Origin of the sequence: Exiguobacterium sp. UBA5002, assembly GCF_002396765.1 — a bacterium.
Lineage (GTDB): Bacteria > Bacillota > Bacilli > Exiguobacteriales > Exiguobacteriaceae > Exiguobacterium_A.
The window spans coordinates 35946-55069 of the sequence record NZ_DGYQ01000040.1 but is presented as its reverse complement, the minus strand read 5'-3'; the positions used below and the strand labels follow the sequence as shown (position 1 = coordinate 55069).

20 protein-coding genes are annotated in these 19124 nt (G+C 46.1%); 11 read left to right on the top strand and 9 right to left on the bottom strand.

What is annotated here, in order from left to right:
* Nucleotides 1–60: 60 nt before the first annotated feature.
* From bshB2 to B4C70_RS12665, 5 genes are all read right to left on the bottom strand, one after another.
* Nucleotides 61–711: a bacillithiol biosynthesis deacetylase BshB2 gene (gene bshB2, locus B4C70_RS12685; RefSeq protein ID WP_023469722.1), complete on the bottom strand. Its 651-nt coding sequence runs from the start codon at nt 709–711 to the stop codon at nt 61–63.
* On the bottom strand, nt 708–1076 hold the full coding sequence (locus tag B4C70_RS12680) for a YojF family protein (RefSeq protein ID WP_023469721.1): 369 nt from the start codon (nt 1074–1076) through the stop codon (nt 708–710). Before B4C70_RS12680 ends, bshB2 begins: the two co-directional genes overlap by 4 nt.
* 61 nt (nt 1077–1137) lie before the next feature.
* On the bottom strand, nt 1138–1953 hold the full coding sequence (locus B4C70_RS12675; RefSeq protein ID WP_290779956.1) for a bifunctional hydroxymethylpyrimidine kinase/phosphomethylpyrimidine kinase: 816 nt from the start codon (nt 1951–1953) through the stop codon (nt 1138–1140).
* A gap of 131 nt (nt 1954–2084) precedes the next feature.
* Nucleotides 2085–3089: an inorganic phosphate transporter gene (locus B4C70_RS12670; protein WP_023469719.1), complete on the bottom strand. Its 1005-nt coding sequence runs from the start codon at nt 3087–3089 to the stop codon at nt 2085–2087.
* Nucleotides 3090–3105: 16 nt separating this feature from the next.
* On the bottom strand, nt 3106–3723 hold the full coding sequence (locus tag B4C70_RS12665) for a DUF47 domain-containing protein (protein ID WP_023469718.1): 618 nt from the start codon (nt 3721–3723) through the stop codon (nt 3106–3108).
* 341 nt (nt 3724–4064) lie between these two features.
* Here B4C70_RS12665 and cbpA point away from each other — a divergent pair, with 341 nt between their 5' ends.
* The 5 genes from cbpA to B4C70_RS12640 all read left to right on the top strand — a co-directional run bounded on the left by cbpA (nt 4065) and on the right by B4C70_RS12640 (nt 10368).
* On the top strand, nt 4065–4703 hold the full coding sequence (gene cbpA, locus B4C70_RS12660) for a cyclic di-AMP binding protein CbpA (protein ID WP_023469717.1): 639 nt from the start codon (nt 4065–4067) through the stop codon (nt 4701–4703).
* A gap of 60 nt (nt 4704–4763) precedes the next feature.
* Nucleotides 4764–5534: a pyrroline-5-carboxylate reductase family protein gene (locus B4C70_RS12655; RefSeq protein ID WP_214729119.1), complete on the top strand. Its 771-nt coding sequence runs from the start codon at nt 4764–4766 to the stop codon at nt 5532–5534.
* 209 nt (nt 5535–5743) lie between these two features.
* Entirely contained in the window at nt 5744–6301 is a 558-nt protein-coding gene (locus tag B4C70_RS12650; RefSeq protein ID WP_214729105.1) for a TetR/AcrR family transcriptional regulator, read from the top strand.
* 14 nt (nt 6302–6315) lie between these two features.
* The gene (locus B4C70_RS12645; RefSeq protein WP_290779948.1) at nt 6316–9495 is read left to right on the top strand and encodes an efflux RND transporter permease subunit; all 3180 of its coding nucleotides are present in this window, start codon (nt 6316–6318) and stop codon (nt 9493–9495) included.
* A 219-nt stretch (nt 9496–9714) separates the two neighbouring features.
* Nucleotides 9715–10368 carry a C40 family peptidase gene (locus B4C70_RS12640; protein ID WP_050678422.1) on the top strand — a complete coding sequence of 218 codons (654 nt, stop codon included), beginning with the start codon at nt 9715–9717 and terminating at the stop codon, nt 10366–10368.
* 54 nt (nt 10369–10422) lie between these two features.
* Here the strand turns inward: B4C70_RS12640 and B4C70_RS12635 are convergent, their stop codons facing one another.
* Together B4C70_RS12635 and B4C70_RS12630 are read right to left on the bottom strand one after the other, a co-directional pair.
* Nucleotides 10423–11376 carry a LacI family DNA-binding transcriptional regulator gene (locus tag B4C70_RS12635; protein WP_290779943.1) on the bottom strand — a complete coding sequence of 318 codons (954 nt, stop codon included), beginning with the start codon at nt 11374–11376 and terminating at the stop codon, nt 10423–10425.
* A gap of 17 nt (nt 11377–11393) precedes the next feature.
* Nucleotides 11394–11654, bottom strand: a complete 261-nt coding sequence (locus tag B4C70_RS12630; RefSeq protein WP_087681642.1) for a hypothetical protein — start codon at nt 11652–11654, stop codon at nt 11394–11396.
* A 171-nt stretch (nt 11655–11825) separates the two neighbouring features.
* Here B4C70_RS12630 and B4C70_RS12625 point away from each other — a divergent pair, with 171 nt between their 5' ends.
* Both B4C70_RS12625 and B4C70_RS12620 read left to right on the top strand, forming a co-directional pair.
* Entirely contained in the window at nt 11826–12284 is a 459-nt protein-coding gene (locus tag B4C70_RS12625; RefSeq protein WP_029342913.1) for a MarR family winged helix-turn-helix transcriptional regulator, read from the top strand.
* Nucleotides 12285–12431: 147 nt separating this feature from the next.
* Complete coding sequence (locus tag B4C70_RS12620) at nt 12432–13064, top strand: NAD(P)H-dependent oxidoreductase (protein WP_290779938.1); 633 nt, start codon at nt 12432–12434, stop codon at nt 13062–13064.
* A gap of 230 nt (nt 13065–13294) precedes the next feature.
* Here B4C70_RS12620 and B4C70_RS12615 read toward each other — a convergent pair whose 3' ends face one another.
* Nucleotides 13295–14020, bottom strand: a complete 726-nt coding sequence (locus B4C70_RS12615) for a WecB/TagA/CpsF family glycosyltransferase (protein WP_149428012.1) — start codon at nt 14018–14020, stop codon at nt 13295–13297.
* An 80-nt stretch (nt 14021–14100) separates the two neighbouring features.
* Between B4C70_RS12615 and ung the strand changes: the two genes are divergently transcribed.
* Nucleotides 14101–14760, top strand: coding sequence for a uracil-DNA glycosylase (gene ung / locus B4C70_RS12610; protein WP_197026245.1), 660 nt, complete (start codon nt 14101–14103; stop codon nt 14758–14760).
* Between the two features lie 51 nt (nt 14761–14811).
* On the opposite strand, the gene B4C70_RS12605 is transcribed toward ung, so the two are convergent.
* On the bottom strand, nt 14812–15642 hold the full coding sequence (locus B4C70_RS12605; RefSeq protein WP_290755363.1) for a Cof-type HAD-IIB family hydrolase: 831 nt from the start codon (nt 15640–15642) through the stop codon (nt 14812–14814).
* Between the two features lie 178 nt (nt 15643–15820).
* On the opposite strand from B4C70_RS12605, the gene B4C70_RS12600 reads away from it, so the two are divergent.
* The 3 genes from B4C70_RS12600 to B4C70_RS12590 are packed head-to-tail and all read left to right on the top strand — an operon-like array spanning nt 15821 to nt 19121.
* The gene (locus tag B4C70_RS12600) at nt 15821–17026 is read left to right on the top strand and encodes a hypothetical protein (protein ID WP_251138014.1); all 1206 of its coding nucleotides are present in this window, start codon (nt 15821–15823) and stop codon (nt 17024–17026) included.
* A gap of 20 nt (nt 17027–17046) precedes the next feature.
* On the top strand, nt 17047–17739 hold the full coding sequence (locus B4C70_RS12595) for a response regulator transcription factor (RefSeq protein ID WP_290779933.1): 693 nt from the start codon (nt 17047–17049) through the stop codon (nt 17737–17739).
* On the top strand, nt 17736–19121 hold the full coding sequence (locus B4C70_RS12590; protein WP_290779930.1) for a sensor histidine kinase: 1386 nt from the start codon (nt 17736–17738) through the stop codon (nt 19119–19121). The genes B4C70_RS12595 and B4C70_RS12590 overlap by 4 nt, the downstream gene beginning before the upstream one ends.
* Nucleotides 19122–19124 lie beyond the last annotated feature (3 nt).

The window sequence follows — 19124 nt, the reverse complement described above, 5'->3', positions numbered from 1 at the left end:
TGAACACAAAAAAAGAGATGCGTATCGTCGATCGGACGGTACGCATCTCTTGCAAGAAGATTAAAGTGGATAGTGATAGTAGCGTTCTTTGACGAGTAGATCTCGAATGTTCGAATCTTCCGAGATGACTTTCATCAGACCACCTGTTTGTGAAGCATGCGCTTCGAGTGCTTTGATCTTTTGATCCGTATAGGCACTGACATCATGAATGAACGTTCCTTCCCCGAGCTCTTCTTTCGTATTGTTCGCGAAAGCGACCGCAAGAAACTCTGGGCGATCAGCAGGATCCATCATCCGAAGGGCACGAACGACGGCGCGAGCTGTCGCTTCATGATCGGGATGGACCGCGTAACCCGGATAGAACGAAATCAAACGAGTTGGTCGTGTCTGTTGAATCAAGGCAAGAATACGGTCAGCAAGTGCTGCTTCATCCTCGAATTCAACGGTCTTATCACGAAGTCCCCACATTTGGAGATCCGAAATCTTCATTTTTGCAGCAGCATCAATCAACTCGCGTTTACGAATCGTTGCGAGCTGTTCCCGGTTCGTAAAGACAGGTCGTCCCATGTTACGTCCCATCTCACCAAGTGTTAGACAAGCGTACGTGACAGGACCACGGTTTTCAGCGTGTTCGATGATCGTACCGGCAGAACTGAAAGCTTCGTCATCCGGGTGAGGGAAGACGACGAGTAAATGATCTTCGTGTGTCATGCGTCTACCTCCTCTGCACCTTGAGCGAATGGTGTCGGGCTAAGTTCAAAAGCAATCGCAAGACGTCCTTCGATATCGTGACCGGCAATCAACAATTGTTCCCCAGCAAATTCGAAGTCAGTCAATCCTTCACCGTATAACCAGCCGTGGGCAAGTTTCAAACCGATCCGGTAAGGTCCGTTTCCTGTGATCAGACCACGTTCGTAAGTGATTTCCGCATTACGGAAAAACATCCCCGCGCTATGGAAAGTTGGATCTTGGTGCGTCGCGTAGGCACCGTTCGTCGTCTCGACGTGTACATATAACGGTGTATTCGCATGTTCGTCGATATAACGCTGTATTTCTTGTACATCAATGGCTTGCATAAACTTTTCTCCTCTCCTATACAGAAAGAAGTCCGCGGATATCGCGGACTTCTTAAGCGGATCAAGACTGGACTATACGATGTGCAGCGTGATCAGTTGGTCCGACGTATTCATTCAAACGGAATGAATGACGAATCGCGGAAGTGATGAAAGATTTTGCTGTACGGACAGCAGCTTCTACCGATGCACCTTTTGCGAGTTCGGCCGTGATTGCTGCAGAGTACGTGCAGCCAGCACCGTGCGTGTACGGTGTCTCGATTCGTTCGTCCTCAATCAGGATAAACTCTTTTCCGTCATAAAGCACGTCAACTGCTTGTGGATGGTCAATCTTGCTGCCACCTTTGACAAGAACGTATTGCGCACCTTTTTCGTGAATTCGTGCTGCTGCAAGTTTCATCTCGTCGATCGTTGCTGGTGTCTTACCAAGGCCCGACAGTTGTCCGGCTTCGAAGACGTTCGGTGTGACGACCGTCGCAAGTGGTGTCAAGACATCACGAAGTGCGTTTGCCGTATCAGGGTTCAGTACTTCGTCTTCACCTTTACAGACCATGACAGGATCAATCACGACGTTTTGAACGCCGGATGATTTGATTTTCTCAGCTACGGCTTCAATGATTTCGACAGTCGGGAGCATACCCGTCTTCATCGCATCAACACCAATACCTCCAAGGACCGTGTGGATTTGTGTCCGGACGAGTTCTGTGTCGATTGGGTAAACCGCATGGTGCCAAGAGTGATCAGGGTCTTGGGCGACGATGACCGTCAAAGCATTCATTCCATAGACACCAAGTTCTTGGAATGTTTTCAAATCAGCTTGAATACCAGCTCCACCGCTCGTGTCGGAACCAGCAATCGTTAAGGCTTTACGTTTTGTCATGGGGCATTCCTCCTAAAGAAATAGACAATCCTTCTTGTTCTTCATCATAGCGAATTATGGGAAAAACAACAACTGTCGACGCTTCTAACGTACACAAAACCCCACCTCTTTTGAGTAGGCGAGGCAAGTACTTATTTAATGAATAAGAAGTCGAGAATATAGTAGATCAAGGCAGCGAAAGCCATCGAAATCGGCAATGTGATGACCCATGTGATGAGCATACGTTGTGCAGTTCCCCATTTTACACCTTTCTTACGGTGTGATGTACCTACACCCAAGATGGCAGAAGAGATGACGTGTGTCGTCGAAACCGGAAGATGAATCGCTGTCGCTCCAAAGATGATCGCTGCTGATGTTAAGTCAGCTGCAACCCCATTGACCGGACGGATTTTCATGATTTGACCACCAACTGTTTTGATGATCCGCCATCCACCGACAGATGTTCCGAGACCCATCGCGATCGCACATGAGAGTTTAACCCAAGTCGCAACTTCGTGATCTGTTTGATAACCAGATGAGATCAAAGCAAGCGTGATGATCCCCATCGCTTTTTGTGCGTCGTTCGTACCGTGTGTATACGACTGCAAAGCAGCGGTTGCAATTTGAACATGACGGAAGCGACGATTCGTCTTCGCCAAGTTTCCTTTTTTGAAGATGACTTTAAAGATTGCATAAACGATGAAACCAAGTGTGAATGCGAGTACTGGTGAAATGAGCAAGGCTTGAACGATTTTCAAGAAGCCTTTTGCTTCGATTCCTCCGAATCCAACAGAGGCAACAGCAGCACCAGCAATCGAACCAATCAGTGTATGCGAAGAACTTGACGGAATACCGAAGTACCAAGTCAAAAGGTTCCAGGCAATGGCTGAAATCAAGGCAGCGATGACGACGTAGCTACCATGTTCAAGTGTTGACGGGTCAACGATGTCACCAGAGATCGTTTTTGCGACTCCAGTGAACGTGATTGCACCTAGGAAGTTCATCGATGCAGCCAAGATGATGGCATGACGTGGTTTCAAAGCACGAGTCGACACCGAAGTCGCGATCGAGTTCGCTGTATCGTGGAAACCGTTGATGAAGTCGAAGCTAAGTGCGAGAATCACGATTATGGCGGTGATGATAAACAGGCTATCCATCTCGTTAGCTCCTCACTTAAGCGTTTTTCATGATGATCGTTTCAATGACGTTAGCTGCATCTTGGCAGTAGTCCGCGATTGATTCGAGCGATTCATAGATTTCTTTATATTGGATGATTTTAATTGGATCTGTTTCTGTTGCGAACAATGCTTTGATCGATTTACGGCGTAGGTTGTCACAAATCGTCTCTTGTTCTTTGATTTTGATGACGTGTTCACGCATCGGTTGCAATTTACGTGCAACAAGAAGATCCATTGACATCGCGAGTTCTGTGACAGCGATGTTGATTTCATCGACGAACTTGATCATGTGCTCGTCTGCTTGAACGATATTGTAGATTTCGAAGATCGCTGAACATTCTTCAAAACCGTCTAAGACGTCATCAAGTGCGTTAGCAAGTGCGAGTAAGTCTTCACGGTCGATCGGCGTGATGAACGCATTGTTCAAGTCGATGATCAACTGGTGCATCAAATCGTCCCCAGCTGTTTCGAAGTCTTTTACTTTATGTGCAAATTCTTTTACATCCGCGATGCCGTTGATTTTAAAGTCAACGAAGAATTGCGAAGTCGTTTTTAAGTGTCCTGCGATTTCGGATAATTTCACTGCGAATGGATCTTGTTTTTTACTAAACATTTCTTCTGCCTCCATATTAAGAACAAGAATAGAATAGTGAAGTAACTTCACGAGTTCGATTGTAGCAGACGGTATTGTAAATGAATACATTTATGAAGCGTCTTTACGAAATCTTAATAAATCTTAATATGAAGGTGATTGTAGATTTAATAAATTGTCTGACAATGGAAAAATTGAAATGTACTTGATTGAAATGAGTTGGATTACGTTGTAATTGCAAGAGATTGTCTTGTGATTGTAAGAATAAAAGCGCATCAGAAGTGGGAAAAGAGGATATGGCGCATGAAAATCGAATGATATGATTAAGTCTGCGTAATCAGTTAAAAGAGGAGGATTTTATTATGCTCGTACAAAGTTTATGTATTCCGAAGCATCAATGTGTCACGATTTCCGAGACAGCGACGATTCGTGAAGCACTCGACACACTTGAAAAAACCGGATACCGCTGTGTCCCGGTCCTTGACCAATCAGGACAGGACTTCAAGGGCAACATCTATAAGATGCACATCTACCGGCATGGGATGAATGGTGGCAGCTTAGACGACAACGTCATGTCGCTGATTAAGAATACATCCAAATACATCTATACAGGAAGTAATTTCTTTGAAGTCTTCTTCTCGATCAAGGAATTACCGTATATCGCGGTCTTAAATGACGATGGTCATTTCTTCGGTATTCTACCTCACGGAAAAATGCTTGGAATGCTTGAAGAAGCGTGGAACCGTGATTCTGGAAGTTACGTCCTGACAGTAGCCCTAAGTGAACAAAAAGGGGCACTTGAGAAGATCTCGAAGATCGTCAACAAATATTCAACGGTCGCGAGTCTGATGACACTCGATGCGAAGAGTAGCGTCATGCGTCGTGTATTGATTACATTACCGACGGATTGTGACGAGAAGACGAAGAAAAAAATCGTCAAGAAACTTGACGATAAGGGACTTCGAGTCGTTGCTGTCGAAGATTTAGCCGTTCGTGTATAATGGACCCGCACAAGACCAGTTCATGACTGGTCTTTTTTTGAGGGAAAGGAAGGATAGATGATGAAACTATTAATAGTAGGAGCCGGTGCGATGAGTGAGGCACTCGTTCAAGGATGGGTCGCTTCTGGATTTGCACGAGAAGATATCACGATGACGAATCGGAGTGGCGGGATACGCTTGACAGAAGTCGCAGCACGACACGGTGTTCAAACGGTCGAGCAGGAGGACGTCTCCTTATACGATATCGTCATGCTGGGCATGCAACCCGATGGTGTACTCGACTATGTAGCGAATCAACAATGGACGAATCAGACGATTGTTTCGATTGCTGCACATATTACACCATATGAAATCGAACAGTTGGCAAAACGTCCGACAGTCGCTGCCATGCCGAATACTCCAGTCGCACACCGTTTAGGAATGACTGGACTATGGTTCGGCTCACGCGTGAATGAAGAGATCCGAAGTGTAGTCGAGGCATTATTTGGACGTGTCGGAGAAATTGCGGAAGCAAATGAATCGACGATGCCTGCATTCATGGCGGCAGCAGGATGTAGTCCTGCTTTCTTCTATGAAGTCGTAGCTGGCATGGTGCCGGTTTTGACGGATGCTGGTTTTGAAGAAGGAAATGCACGTCGAATCGTTGCTCAAGCGATGAAAGGTTCAGCTGAAATTCTCATGCGCTCCGACGCAAGTACGGATCGTCTGATTGCTGATGTTGCGGCACCTGGTGGACCGACGGATCGTGGCGTCCAAGTGCTACGAGAGCGTCACTTATTCGATACGATGCAAGCGGCACTACGAGAGAGTGCACGCGAAACAGCCGAATAATGGATTCAAAAGAAGCTGACTCAAAAAGAATGACGCGTCTTTTTACGCCCTTATCTTTGTAGAGACTGACATTTGAGTCAGTCTTTTTTTGTTCACGAAAGTTTCACGTGAAACATAAACAAAGCGATTGCATCTTCAAATAAGAATTCGTACACTGTAAAAAGAAACCGTCCAGACGGTACAGTAAATATGAGGGAAGGGGGAGACTATTGGCCAGTGCAAAAGCGCAAGAGACTCGTCGTCGGATTCTTGAAGCAACGACGACGATTATTTTGCAACAAGGATTCACCCAATTGACGCTTGAAGAAGTAGCGAAACAAGCAAATGTCTCAAAAGGTGGACTATTGTATCATTTCGCTTCGAAGGAAGCTTTATTAATGGGGGTCATCGAGGCGCAAGAAGCACGACAATTTGAACTATATGAACAGCATCAGTTGACGATGGGACCGATGGAAGCGTTCGTGACGTTGCAAATCCAGCAACAAGAGGAGTTCCATCTCGACATGGATGCGCTTCTTTACTTGTTGTCCTTGTTAAAGGATCATGCGACGTTCGTCGAGGAACGAAAGCGACAAGCGGAGCAGTTCTTCCGCCAACTGACAGAACAGATGGATCCGGTTGAAGTGTTATCGATTCGCTTTACATTAGACGGTTTGAAATTGTCGGAGCATTTTCAGTTCGGCGCACCGTCTCCAGATGTGCGAGAACGATTAATTCAGCAATTAATAGAACGTGCACGACGACTAGATAAACAAATTGAAGAGTGAGGGAGAACCATACGATGAAAAAGATCATCCAGTTTTCGGTGAACAATAAGTTTGCCCTCTGGCTCATGACGATTATCATCACGGTTGCCGGTATTTATGCGGGAACATCGATGAAGCTCGAGACATTGCCAGACATCACGACACCGACCGTGTCGGTGACGACGATTTATCCAGGTGCTACACCAGAACAAGTTCTAGATGAAGTCAGTCGAGAACTTGAAAGTAAGGTCGAAAATTTATCAGGAGTCGATACTGTACGTTCGACGTCCTTCCAAAATGCATCGAACCTACAAATCGACTATAACTTCAGTACGAATATGGAAGAAGCCGAGCAAAAAGTAAAAGAAGCTCTTTCAAACGTCGAATTGCCGGAAGGTGTTCAGGAACCACAAGTATCACGGATTTCCTTTGATGCATTCCCAGTCATCGGTTTTGCCGTTTCGGATAAGGAACGATCCCTATCTGAATTGACGAAACTCGTTGAAAACGAACTTCAACCAAAGCTTGAAGGAATCGAAGGGGCGCAGACGGTTCAAGTCGCGGGTCAAGAGATTCGCCGGATCGAAATTCGCTTCGATGAGAAAAAACTCGAACGTTACGGTCTAACCGAAGAGAATGCGAAACAATTAATTCAAGCTAATGATTCCCGTTTAGCGCTTGGCTTGTACGAGTTGGGAGATAAGGAACAAGCAGTCGTATTAGATGGAAAAGCAACGACGGTCAAGGAATTAAAAGATCTTCGTCTTCCATATACGCCGCCAGTATCGAATACTCCTGAAGCAGGACAAGCAGGACAAGCAGGACAAGCAGGACAAGCTCCATCGTCAGCCCCTGCGGCATCCCAAACGACACCAGCGACAGGCGCAACGTCCGGTCAGGCAACACAGACGGCGCCAACGCAAGTACCAACTGTCACGTTGTCGCAAGTTGCGACGATTGAGGATAAAGGGATCGAGGAATCGATCTCGCGTTCGAATGGTGAACGATCGATTGGTGTTCAAGTAACAAAGTCGCAAGATGCGAATACAGTCGATGTCGTCAATGCAGTCAAGCAGACGATCAAAGACTTCGAAAAAGAAAACGGTTCGGTCAATGCATCTGTGACACTTGATCAAGGTAAACCAATTGAGGAATCCGTTTCGACGATGATCAGTAAAGCATTGATTGGTGCGTTATTTGCGATTGTCATCATCTTGCTGTTCTTACGAAACATTAAATCAACGATCATTGCTGTTATTTCGATTCCGTTATCCCTTCTGATGGCAATTCTTGTCTTGAAGCAGATGGATATTTCCTTGAACATCATGACACTCGGAGCGATGACGGTCGCGATTGGTCGAGTCGTTGATGATTCCATCGTCGTCATCGAAAATATTTATCGTCGTTTGACGGATCCGGCGGAAAAGTTAAAAGGAAAAGAACTGATCATCAGTGCAACACGAGAGGTCTTCATTCCAATCGCTTCGTCGACAGTCGTTACGATCGCGGTCTTCTTGCCACTCGGATTCGTTACGGGATTCGTTGGTGAGCTGTTCTTACCATTCGCTTTGACAGTCGTCTTTGCACTGTTCGCGTCCTTGATCGTTGCGGTTACGGTCGTTCCGATGTTCGCGGATTCGCTCTTTAAGCGTGGTAAAGCACCAAAACCGGAAAAAGAAGAGGGCGGAAAGTTGGCGAATGGGTATCGCCGTATGCTGAATTGGTCTCTTAACCATAAACTCATCGTCTTTGGTCTTTCAGTCTTGCTTTTGATCGGTAGTTTTGCTCTCGTACCAACGATTGGTGTCAACTTCTTGAATCAAGAAGGAGAAAAGACACTCTACGTCACGTACAATCCAAAACCAGGTCAAACGTTGGATGATTCGTTAAAAGCAGCTGATCAAGCAGAAGATTATTTCAACAAACAAAAAAATATCGATAATCTTCAGTTTACCGTCGGTGGAGAAAATCCATTGAATCCAGGGAATACGAAACAAGGGGTCTTCATCGTCCAATACGATCCAGACACGGAAGATTTCGCAGATGTTAAACAGACAGCCATCAAACAGCTGAATGCTGACATTCCGACAGGAGAATGGAAAGAGCAAGACTTTAGTGGTGGCGCAGCTTCGTCAGGCGTCTCGTATTCAATCTTTGCGAATAATATTGAAGATTTAGAAGCAGTAACACCGAAATTCGTTGATGCGATCGAAGGTGAATCGAAGTATGTTCGAAAAGTAACGACAGATTTAAAAGAAGCGTATACGCAATATACGTTCGAAGTCGATCAGCAAAAAGCGGCTGAATTCGGCGTTTCAACAGCACAACTTGCGCAAGGCATTGCTAATGTCCAAGGAGAAGAAAAACCACTTTCTACTATTAAGGTAGATGGGAAGGAACTCGATGTCATCGTTCCAAACGAACAAACGACATACGATTCCGTTCAAGATTTGGAAGAGACGGATGTCGTGACACCGCTTGGCGTTCGCAAATTGTCCGATTTCGTTGAAGTGAAGAAAGGAACGACTCCTGATTCGCTCAACGAACGTGATGGAAAACTCGTCGCTACCGTTACAGCAGAACTAAAAACGGATAAAGCAACAGAGGCTTCTCAAGCGATTGAAAAGTCCGTTAAAAACATTGATCGTCCGACAGGCGTCTCGTATGAGCAAGGCGGAGTCACAGAGCAGATCCAAGAGTCGTTCACACAACTTGGTCTAGCAATGGCAGCAGCTGTAGCGATCGTCTATCTTGTCCTCGTCATTACGTTTGGAGGAGCATTGACACCACTCGTCATCTTGTTCTCACTTCCATTCGCAATCATCGGTGGACTGGTTGCTCTGTTGATTACAGGAGAGACGATTTCTGTATCATCCTTGATTGGTGCTTTGATGTTGATCGGAATCGTCGTGACGAATGCGATCGTCTTGATCGACCGTGTCATTCATAAAGAAGCGGAAGGTTTATCGACGCGTGAAGCACTACTCGATGCAGCAGGTACACGTTTACGTCCAATCTTGATGACAGCACTTGCGACGATTGGTGCACTTGCACCACTTGCGCTTGGACTCGAAGGTGGCGCATTGATTTCAAAAGGGTTAGGTGTGACGGTCATCGGTGGACTGACAAGTTCGACGTTGTTGACACTCCTTATCGTGCCGATCGTCTATGAATTCTTAGCACGTTTCCGTAAAAAGAAGTCAATTGATTCTTGAAAAAACGATTAAGTGACTCAAACTGACAGGTATGTAGAAATGGCTATCCTAAGCCGTTCTACAACCTGTTTTTTTATTTTGTTACAAAAGTATTACGAAAAATAATGCGCGTTAAAGAACTGTAATATGATGAAAATCTGGAACATGATAGGATAAATACAGAAATTATCTGACAATTCAGACGTACAATACATTCATATATAAGAGGAGAATGAATCGATGAAAGCTGTCACTCGTGTTTTGTTAACCTTAACGTTACTCATCAGTAGTTGGACACTCGTCCCAGCATCAACGCAAGCTGCAACAAGTAAAAAAGTAGTGGTGTCAGTGGATGTGCTGAATATTCGTGCAAAAGCTGCTGTATCAAGTAAACGAGTCGGGCAATTGAAACTTGGACAAGCTGTAACCGTCGTAGGTCAGGTTAAAGAATGGTATCAAATTCGTCATCAAGGGAAATCAGCATACATCGCCTCTACATACACGAAAGCATATAACGCTAAAGCGACGAAAGGTCTTAGTAAAACAGGATCAACGATCGTTTCGGTAGCAGAAGGTCTCAAAGGACGTCCTTATGTTTTTGGTGCGACAGGTCCTGTTAGCTTTGATTGCTCTGGATTTACACGTTACGTTTATCAAGCATTAGGAAAATCACTCCCACGTACGGCAGCGGCTCAATACTCAGCAACAAAACGTACGGCACCTGGCGCTGGGGATCTCGTCTTCTTTACACATGGAAGTGGGATTCAACACGTTGGAATCGCTGTCGATGGCGGTACGATGATCAATGCGAACTCGTATTATGGAAGAGTCGTCAAAGAATCGTTCCGTGGCGGTTACTGGGGATCACGGTATGTAGCGGCAGGAACTCTTTAAACGAAATGAAGCGACGAATTCAAATCGATGAACTCGTCGCTTTTTTATATGGATTCAGGTATAAGGAAGAACGGTCGTTCCAGCAATGAACGTTGACGGTACTTCGATTTGCGGACGAATATTCATATCGTTTCGAACTGTTAGCTGAAAAGCATGTCGTCCGATCGTGGCATACGGAATCGCGATCGTCGTCATCGATAAGACTTCAGCAAGCTCACTTCCATCAAAGCCAATGACAGAGAGATCTCCCGGGACCTGGTAGCCTTGTTTTCGTAGTTCCAAGATCAGTCCCGCGGCAACGTGATCACTGGCAGTCAAGATGGCGCTCGGTCGTTGTTTCTGTTGCATCCAGCGCCTTGCGACGTTCGCACCATCTTCGATCGTCAATGTCTGTTCATAGACGAACGCGTCACTGACAACTTCTTGATACGCATGTTTACGCGCCAAACTATTCGTACTGTCGGGGCGCCAGAGACAAATACCAATGCTTGTATGTCCTTGTTGTCGTAGATGTGCAAGTCCCTGTTGAAAGGCCGTATAGTGATCGATATAGACAGCAGCGACGTCTTCGTGGTGTTCACAAAAGACAATCGGTCCATAGCGTTCATACGATAAAATCGCTGATAAGGGAAGACTGTGCGACACGACGATGAGTGCGTCGATTTCCTGTTGCGCCAGCGCATCCAGTGCCAGTTGTTCATGCGTTTCCACATAATTCGTTTGCCACGTCAAGAACCGATAGCTCGCGTCAAAGGCGGCTTGCGCGATGCCTTGGAGAATGGCAGCGTGATATGGATGATCAACGAACGGAAGCATGACTCCGACCGTTTTTGTCATACCCGTCGATAGATGGACGGCAGTCTGATTACGGATATATCCGAGTTTTTCGATAGCTTCTCGAACAGCTTGTCGCTTCTCGTTCGCAACGTAAGGATGATCATTTAGTACACGTGAGACTGTCGTAACGGACACGTTGGCTTCACGTGCCAAGTCTCGGATGTTCGTCATCGCGCATCCCTCCTGGATTACATCTTACGAGATAATCGTCGTTCAAGTCGGCGCCAATCCTGTCGAGAGACGGGAGCCGAGAATGGAGCTGTCTGCTCAGCCAGTTCATTGATCTTTGAGAGCAGTCTCGTTTTTTCTTGAGGAGACAAATCAGGGTATTGATCAACCAACGTGTGCTGACACAAATAATAACCTGCTGGTGTGTGCAATTGTTCAATCGCCCATTCAAAAGCAACATTCCGCTTGAATAGCTGGGTTAACCGAGTATGGATCGACATGATGATTACCTCCTTTTTAGTGTATATCAAGACGATAGGGTATGAAACGCGTTTCACGGCAAGAACTATTTTTGAGCAATGGATTGATTGAGAAAATTCAGCAAGAATTGACCGAGTAGACAAAGAAGTCTATGATTGTGACGATACAACACAAAGAGGGGCGAACGTAAAATGGAATCGACAGACTCGAAGCTGGCATTAAAAATGCTCGTTGTTCTATCTCGGACGATGCATGCGGTGACGGAGCAAGTAAAGGCAGACATCAAAACACATCAGTTGAATTTATCGGAATTCGGAGTTCTTGAATTGCTGTACCACAAAGGGGACACGCCTCTACAACAAATTGGCGATAAGATTCTATTAACGAGCGGAAGTGTGACGTATGTCGTGGATAAACTTGAAAAGCGTGGGTTGATTGCGCGAAAATCATGTGCGACGGATCGTCGTGTCACGTTTGGGACATTAACGGAAGCTGGACGCGAACTAATGGAAGAGACATTCCCGAAGCATGAAGCCTTTTTAGCAGACTTATTTAAGGATTTGTCGGTTTCTGAAAAGGAACAGTTGATTGATCAGTTGAAACGAATCGGTTTACGAGCCGAACATTATACGCCACTCGAAAATGTGTAAGGATTAGCACTCATAAGATCAAGAAAGCTCAGGTCACGGACTTGAGCTTTTTTTTTATTTGTTTAGAAGTCAAACTGATTGACAAACGAAAAGGTGGTTGGTATGTTTAGTTACAGAATTTACTTTAAATAAAAGGGAGAAATAATAATGACTAAATTACTTTATATAACTGTTAACCCGAAAGCTACAGAACATTCTTTCAGCCTTCAAGTCGGTGAAGCATTCCTCGAAAGCTACAAAGCAGCGAATCCTTCAGCTGAAGTAGAAGTTCTTGATCTATATAACGAAACAGTCCAAGAAATCGATACAGATGTTCTTAGCGCATGGGGCAAATTCGCAACAGGCGAAGAGTTAACAGAAGTGGAGATCGCAAAAGTCGGTACGATGACAAAACATCTCGAGCAATACATGGAAGCAGATGAGTATGTCTTCGTCACACCAATGTGGAACTTCTCTTTCCCAGCACGTCTCAAAATGTACATCGACAGCGTTCTTCTTGCAGGTAAAACATTCGCTTATACTGCAGAAGGTCCAAAAGGCTTGATGGAAGGCAAAAAAGCACTCCACATCCAAGCAACAGGTGGCGTCTACACAGGATCTGGTCTCAACTTCGGTGATGACTACCTCCGTCAAGCGCTTGCTTTCACTGGTGTAACAGATTACGATGCACTCTTCATCGAAGGTATGGCAATGAACCCAGAAAAAGCAGAAGAGATCAAAGAAGCAGCAATCGCTAAAGCAAAAGAACTCGGTCGTTCATTCTCGACTGTCAACGCATAAGATAAGCGTCAAAAAGGCTCCCGCCGTGTCGGGAGCCTTGAGACTGAAGACAAAGCGTAATTTTTCTCTTAACGAGAAAAATTGCGCTTTTTTGTTCATCTCGCATCGTTTTCCTGGGACAAGCATCGGGCTGCTTCACTTCGTTGCAGGGTCGCTCTTGCTTGTGTCTCGCCTGAGGAAAGGGCGTGAAAGGACGCGTCATTTTTTAAGTCAGCCCTTTTTGTGTGTGCTCAAGAGAGCGTTGATTTTTTACGAAGCACAAGCGTCAGGAAAAGTAACAAATCCTTGAGTTTTTCGAATCCACGAGGATGCGTCGAGATACGATAGAGCCACTCTAGCTTGAAGCGACGGAATAATTTAGGCGCGCGCTTACTGTGTCCGGACCAGACGTCGAACGCACCACCGACACCGATAAAGATGCCGTGATCGACTTGATCATAGATGGAAGCGATCCATTCTTCCTGTTTTGGCGCACCGAGTGCGACGAGAACAAGATCAGCGTCTGCTTCTGTAATGGCTTGCGTTGCTTCTTCTGTCTTTCCAAAACCATGAAACGTTCCAACGAAGTGGATGTTCGGAAAACGAATCGATAACTGACGGATCAACGATTTCATGACTTCCGGACGTCCACCGAGTAAAAAGACACGCTTCTCGAGTGCGTCTGCCGTCCGCAATAGTTCACGTGCCGTCTCGATTCCCGGCAATGTCGCAGTGAGCGGTGCTCCCATCCGTTTACTGGCAGCCGTCACACCGATTCCGTCTGGTGTGATGAACGTCGCCCGTCGTAAGATGGCATCGTAAGAAGGTTCGCGTAATGCACGCAACACGAGCTCGGGATTCGCTGTGACAAGAAAGGCTTTTCCGCGGTCGTGTAAGATTGTTTTAATATGGGTATACCATTGCGAAGGTGTCGCATCGACGAATGGTAGTCCGAATAATTGTTTTGTCTGAATCATAGTTTTCCACCTCATCATCCATCATAGCAGAATCAAGACGGACGAACAGCGACTTGAGACTGAAAAAGGAGCGGATTCACGTGCATCCATCTTGGCAAACCGTGTTAAAAGAAGAAAAGGAAAAACCCTATTTTCAAGAACTGTGGGCTTTTTTGAAGGAAGCCTATCAAACGACGACCGTCTACCCTCCGAAAGAGCGGATTTTTCATGCGTTCGATGCAGTCGCGCCAGAAGATGTCCGGTGCGTCATCTTAGGGCAAGATCCCTACCATGGTCCACGTCAGGCGAATGGACTCAGCTTTTCTGTCCATGACGGAGTTCCGATCCCGCCGTCCCTTCGAAACATGTATAAGGAACTCGTCGCGGATATCGGTTGTCCGGCTCCGACATCCGGAAATCTCGAAGCTTGGTCACGACAAGGTGTCTTTTTACTGAATACGTCGCTCACGGTTGAAGAAGGAAAAGCGGGATCGCATGCTAAAAAAGGCTGGGCATCATTCACGGATCGGGTCATTGAAGTCCTAGGAACACAGACACAACCGATCGTGTTCATCCTATGGGGAAATCACGCGAAGAGTAAAAAGGTGCTGATTGATACGAATCGTCATCTTGTTCTCGAAGCCGTTCATCCAAGTCCCTTATCAGCGAGCCGAGGATTTTTCGGTAGCAAACCTTATTCGCAAACGAATGCTTGGCTGAAAGAGCAGGGAAGAGAGCCAATTGACTGGTGTTTATCGTAAATCAAAAGCGTGTGTTCCGTTGAATGCGGAATACACGCTTTTTTGAGTTACTCAGTGACTTGAGATAGTCGGTTCTTCATCCATCATGAACTTTTCGACGACGAGGGCGACACCATCTTCATCATTCGAAGCGGTCATATACTGGGCTTTTTCTTTAACGGTATCGGCTGCATTCGCCATCGCGACGCCAAGACCTGCCCATTCGATCATCGATAGATCGTTGTTGCCGTCTCCACAAGCAATGACTTCTTCCTGAGCGATACCAAGCTTCTCAGACAGTAAGGCAAGGCTTGTGCCTTTTGTGACACCGTCTTCCGTGAATTCAAGGAAAAATGGCTTTGAGCGAGCAACCGCGAGTTCCCCTGCAAGCTCTTGTTGAAGCGTCTGCTCGACCCGCGCGAGGTGTGTCTCTTCTGCCATCATTAAACACTTGACGACAGGTGTTTGAATCGCTGTTTTAAAATCAGCGACGGGAATGACGTCCATACCAGTCAATTGTCCTTCGAGTGTCGTATACTCGTTCGGTTGTTCTGTCAGAATCTCATGTCCGACATACGTGTGAATGTAGACATCCTCCCGTTTACTTACATCATAAAGACGATGGACCGTCTCCGGAGAGAGGGTACTGAGGAAAAGTGATTCGTTCGTTTTGCAATCGATGATCGAAGCTCCGTTGAAGCTCAGGATGTAGCTTCCGTATCGTGCGAGTTCTAGTTCTTCTGCAAGATCAAGCATCGCATATGTCGGACGACCGCTTGCAAGAACGACTTTCTTCCCGCGACGTTGCGCAGCAAGTAAGGCTTCTTTCGTACGTGGTGAAATCGTATGATCACTTGTCAACAAGGTATCATCTAAATCGAGAACAATCATTTTGTACGTCATACATTCAAACCCCTTTCAATTATCTGTATATCGTAACAACTTGTGTCCCATTCGACAATATACTCTCCATTGAGAGAGTATGATAAAGTGGAAACAGAGCCAGTACGGAAAGGATTCCAACTTTATGAAATATCTCTTCATGATCATATCAAGTCTATTATTAGCAGGATGCAGTACGATGTTTCCGCATCCCGCCTCTCTACTCGAACATCCGTCCCTTCCGGCATGGGAGCAGTCGTTGAAAGAGCGGATTGACCGCGATTTGCCGAAACAGGCAGAAATCGTGGCGCCACGAAATCAAGCAGTATCCCGTCTATATGAACTCGTTGATTTAGATCGAAACGGTAAGGATGAGGCGATCACCTTCTACCGTAGTGAGCAGGATGGACGTTTCACGATTCATCTTCTCGTTCATGAACGACAAGGTGAAAAATGGCGACTTGTGACACGGCAGACAGTTGCTGATGGGCGAGCCATCGATCGACTCGAAGTCGTATCTGACGCGCAACATAAACAAAACCATTTAGTCATCGGGATTACCAGTTATGGTGAAAACACGTTATATATCATTGAACAGCTGTTGTCGAAGCAACGAGATGTCACGAAGGTGGATCGGTATGACCGCCTGTCGGTGAATGATTTGAATCAAGATCGCGAGCGAGATATGGTGCTTCTACAAAAGGGAAGTCCATCTCGTTTGATCTATTATAAGGATATCTTGTCGGAAAAGCGTCAAGAGACGACGCTAGCGACAAAAGATGGCGATTTATTCGCAGAACATGATTTATTTGAAGTCGATACGATCAATGCTGCGCGCAATAAAGGCTTGATTGTCTCTTATACACGTGATGCTAAGATGCACATCGCATTATTCCGTTTAGCGAACGATACGTTGGAACAAGTGCGCTTCGGTCAAGTCGATGAGATCGTTGAACCGATGTATACGTTTCCGAAGGATGTCGATCAAGACGGAATCGTCGAGTTCGGTCATCAATATACGCCGGGCGGTAGTGAAGGGCGTGAAGGTGAGCCGAAACCACGTATTACCGCGTACTACACATGGAATGGATCGGACAATCCGCCATTTCTTGAGAGTGGATTCGAACTACGGGAAGAGCAGTACATTGATCAGGAATACAATTTCGTTATGCGTTTCCCGGCCAATTGGGCGACACGGGAAACGATCGAAAAACGTGAAAATCGCGTTCGTTTCATCAATCGGGATACGAAGCAGGTTGATTTTGAATTAGAGATCATTCCAAAGAATCAATACATTGCTAGTGACCAAAAACGAAAAATTAAAGAGGGCATCGATTATGTCTATGTGATCGATGCGACGAAGGATTATGAAATGTTCGTCAATCGTGTCACACTCGTGGAATAAAGAATCAGGGGGAGAAAAGAATGACCAAAATACTAGTAGCCGAGGATGAACACGCGATTCGCAGTTTCATCGTCATCAATTTGAAACGGGCAGGCTATGACGTCATTGAAGCAGAAAACGGAAAAGAGGCACTCGCGCAATTTGATCAACAAACCTTTGATATTCTGTTACTGGATATCATGATGCCGGAAGTCGATGGTTTCGCTGTCTGTGAACAGGCGCGGGCGAAGGATGAAGTGGTCGGGATCATCATGCTGACGGCACGGACGCGAGAAGAGGATAAAGTCATGGGACTAAGCGTAGGGGCGGATGACTACATCGCGAAGCCGTTCAGTCCAGCAGAATTACTCGCACGTATCCAGTCGCTCCTGCGACGGGTAGAGACATTACGCCGCAGAAAACAGCCGCGTGAACTCATCTCTGGACCGTTCCGAATTGATTTAGGAGCGAAGCGTGTCCAAAAAGACGGCATTGACGTCGAAGTGACGCCGACTGAATATGATTTACTTTGTCATTTCATTAAAAATGAGGATCAAGTCATGTCGCGAGATGAATTACTCGATGCGGTATGGGGTGAGAATTACTTTGGTGATCGGAAGACGGTCGATGTCAACATTCGCCGTCTTCGTCAAAAAATCGAAGAGAATCCAGCGGAACCGAAGTTCATTGAGACATTGTGGGGACATGGATACAAGTGGCGTAACGAAGAATGAAGCGCCAGATATTGATGCGGTTCATGACGATTATCACGGTGACAGTCTTACTCGTCATCGGGATCCTCTCGTTCGTGACCTATAACTATTACTACGTGACGGCGACGGATGTCTTGAAACGCCATGCGAATGCGAGTGCTGTCTTATTTGCGAATAGTGGCCTTGCTTATGATTACGCTGATTCAGAAGCGACAATCCATGATGTACTTGATTCTTATGCTTATCCAGACGCTGAGATCGAAGTGTTGGATGCGACAGGGATTCCACGTTACTCTTCGACCGGATTCATCTCGGAACGTAAGTTGACGCTAGAGGCGATCAATCAAGTAAGAGCGGGACAGACCGTCACGAAACGATATGACGATGAGGCGACGGGAGAACATTTACTGGAAGTAACAGAACCTGTCGTGTCGTTTGGTCAGACGACGGGAGCGCTTCGTTATACGACGTCGCTTGAGCGAATCGATCGACGTGTGATCGAAATTTGTTTAGCGATCGTCCTCCTGGGTACAGTAATTTGGGGACTTGCCTTCATCTATTCCTCACGTCTCGTCTCGTCGATCGTCCGACCGATTCAAGAAGTCATCGGAGCATCGGATCAAATTGCGAAACAGCATTACGACGTCAAGGTGAACGAGGAATACTCGTTCGAGCTTGGAGAACTAGCCCGGACGATCAATTATATGGGACAACAGATCAAACAGCAGGAAACATTAAAAGATGAATTCATTTCTGGTATTTCCCATGAATTACGGACACCGTTGACATCGATCAAAGGCTGGAGTGAGACATTACTCGTCGAACAGGATCAGTTGCCGGAAGAGGCGTCGCTTGGGATGGGCATCATTCATTCAGAGACGGAGCGTTTGATTTCGCTCGTTGAGCAGTTACTCGATTTCTCAAAACTCGAGACGAGTCGTCTCGTCCTATACCGTCAGGAAGTCAACTTAACGGAAATCATCGAGACCGTAACAGCGCAACTTCGTCAAAAGCTGGAAGAGAAAAATGTTCAGATCGTGCAAAAGTTACCGGCGCAAGTCATTGGTCTATACGACGAAAACCGATTGAAACAAGTCTTCTTGAACCTGCTTGATAATGCGATCCGCTTTTCTCCAGTCGGTGGCACGATCACGATTCGACTCGTTCGTTCAGAGCGTGTGTTGTTCCTCTCCTTCAGTGATGAAGGACCTGGCATTCCGAAAGAGCACTTACGTCACGTCACAGAAAAGTTCTATCAAGTGCAAAAAGGAAAGGGCGGAACGGGACTCGGGCTATCGATTTGTCGAGAGCTTGTTGAAGCACATGAAGGCAAGCTATTTATTGATAATCAGCCAGAAGGCGGCGTCATCGCGACGATTCTGCTCCCTGTCACGAAAGCGTAAACA

Coding starts and splice junctions, on each gene's coding strand:
- bshB2 (WP_023469722.1), bottom strand. CDS start 711: ATGACACACGAAGATCATTTACTCGTCGTCTTCCCTCACCCGGATGAC.
- B4C70_RS12680 (WP_023469721.1), bottom strand. CDS start 1,076: ATGCAAGCCATTGATGTACAAGAAATACAGCGTTATATCGACGAACAT.
- B4C70_RS12675 (WP_290779956.1), bottom strand. CDS start 1,953: ATGACAAAACGTAAAGCCTTAACGATTGCTGGTTCCGACACGAGCGGT.
- B4C70_RS12670 (WP_023469719.1), bottom strand. CDS start 3,089: ATGGATAGCCTGTTTATCATCACCGCCATAATCGTGATTCTCGCACTT.
- B4C70_RS12665 (WP_023469718.1), bottom strand. CDS start 3,723: ATGTTTAGTAAAAAACAAGATCCATTCGCAGTGAAATTATCCGAAATC.
- cbpA (WP_023469717.1), top strand. CDS start 4,065: ATGCTCGTACAAAGTTTATGTATTCCGAAGCATCAATGTGTCACGATT.
- B4C70_RS12655 (WP_214729119.1), top strand. CDS start 4,764: ATGAAACTATTAATAGTAGGAGCCGGTGCGATGAGTGAGGCACTCGTT.
- B4C70_RS12645 (WP_290779948.1), top strand. CDS start 6,316: ATGAAAAAGATCATCCAGTTTTCGGTGAACAATAAGTTTGCCCTCTGG.
- B4C70_RS12640 (WP_050678422.1), top strand. CDS start 9,715: ATGAAAGCTGTCACTCGTGTTTTGTTAACCTTAACGTTACTCATCAGT.
- B4C70_RS12635 (WP_290779943.1), bottom strand. CDS start 11,376: ATGACGAACATCCGAGACTTGGCACGTGAAGCCAACGTGTCCGTTACG.
- B4C70_RS12630 (WP_087681642.1), bottom strand. CDS start 11,654: ATGTCGATCCATACTCGGTTAACCCAGCTATTCAAGCGGAATGTTGCT.
- B4C70_RS12625 (WP_029342913.1), top strand. CDS start 11,826: ATGGAATCGACAGACTCGAAGCTGGCATTAAAAATGCTCGTTGTTCTA.
- B4C70_RS12620 (WP_290779938.1), top strand. CDS start 12,432: ATGACTAAATTACTTTATATAACTGTTAACCCGAAAGCTACAGAACAT.
- B4C70_RS12615 (WP_149428012.1), bottom strand. CDS start 14,020: ATGATTCAGACAAAACAATTATTCGGACTACCATTCGTCGATGCGACA.
- B4C70_RS12605 (WP_290755363.1), bottom strand. CDS start 15,642: ATGACGTACAAAATGATTGTTCTCGATTTAGATGATACCTTGTTGACA.
- B4C70_RS12600 (WP_251138014.1), top strand. CDS start 15,821: ATGTTTCCGCATCCCGCCTCTCTACTCGAACATCCGTCCCTTCCGGCA.
- B4C70_RS12595 (WP_290779933.1), top strand. CDS start 17,047: ATGACCAAAATACTAGTAGCCGAGGATGAACACGCGATTCGCAGTTTC.
- B4C70_RS12590 (WP_290779930.1), top strand. CDS start 17,736: ATGAAGCGCCAGATATTGATGCGGTTCATGACGATTATCACGGTGACA.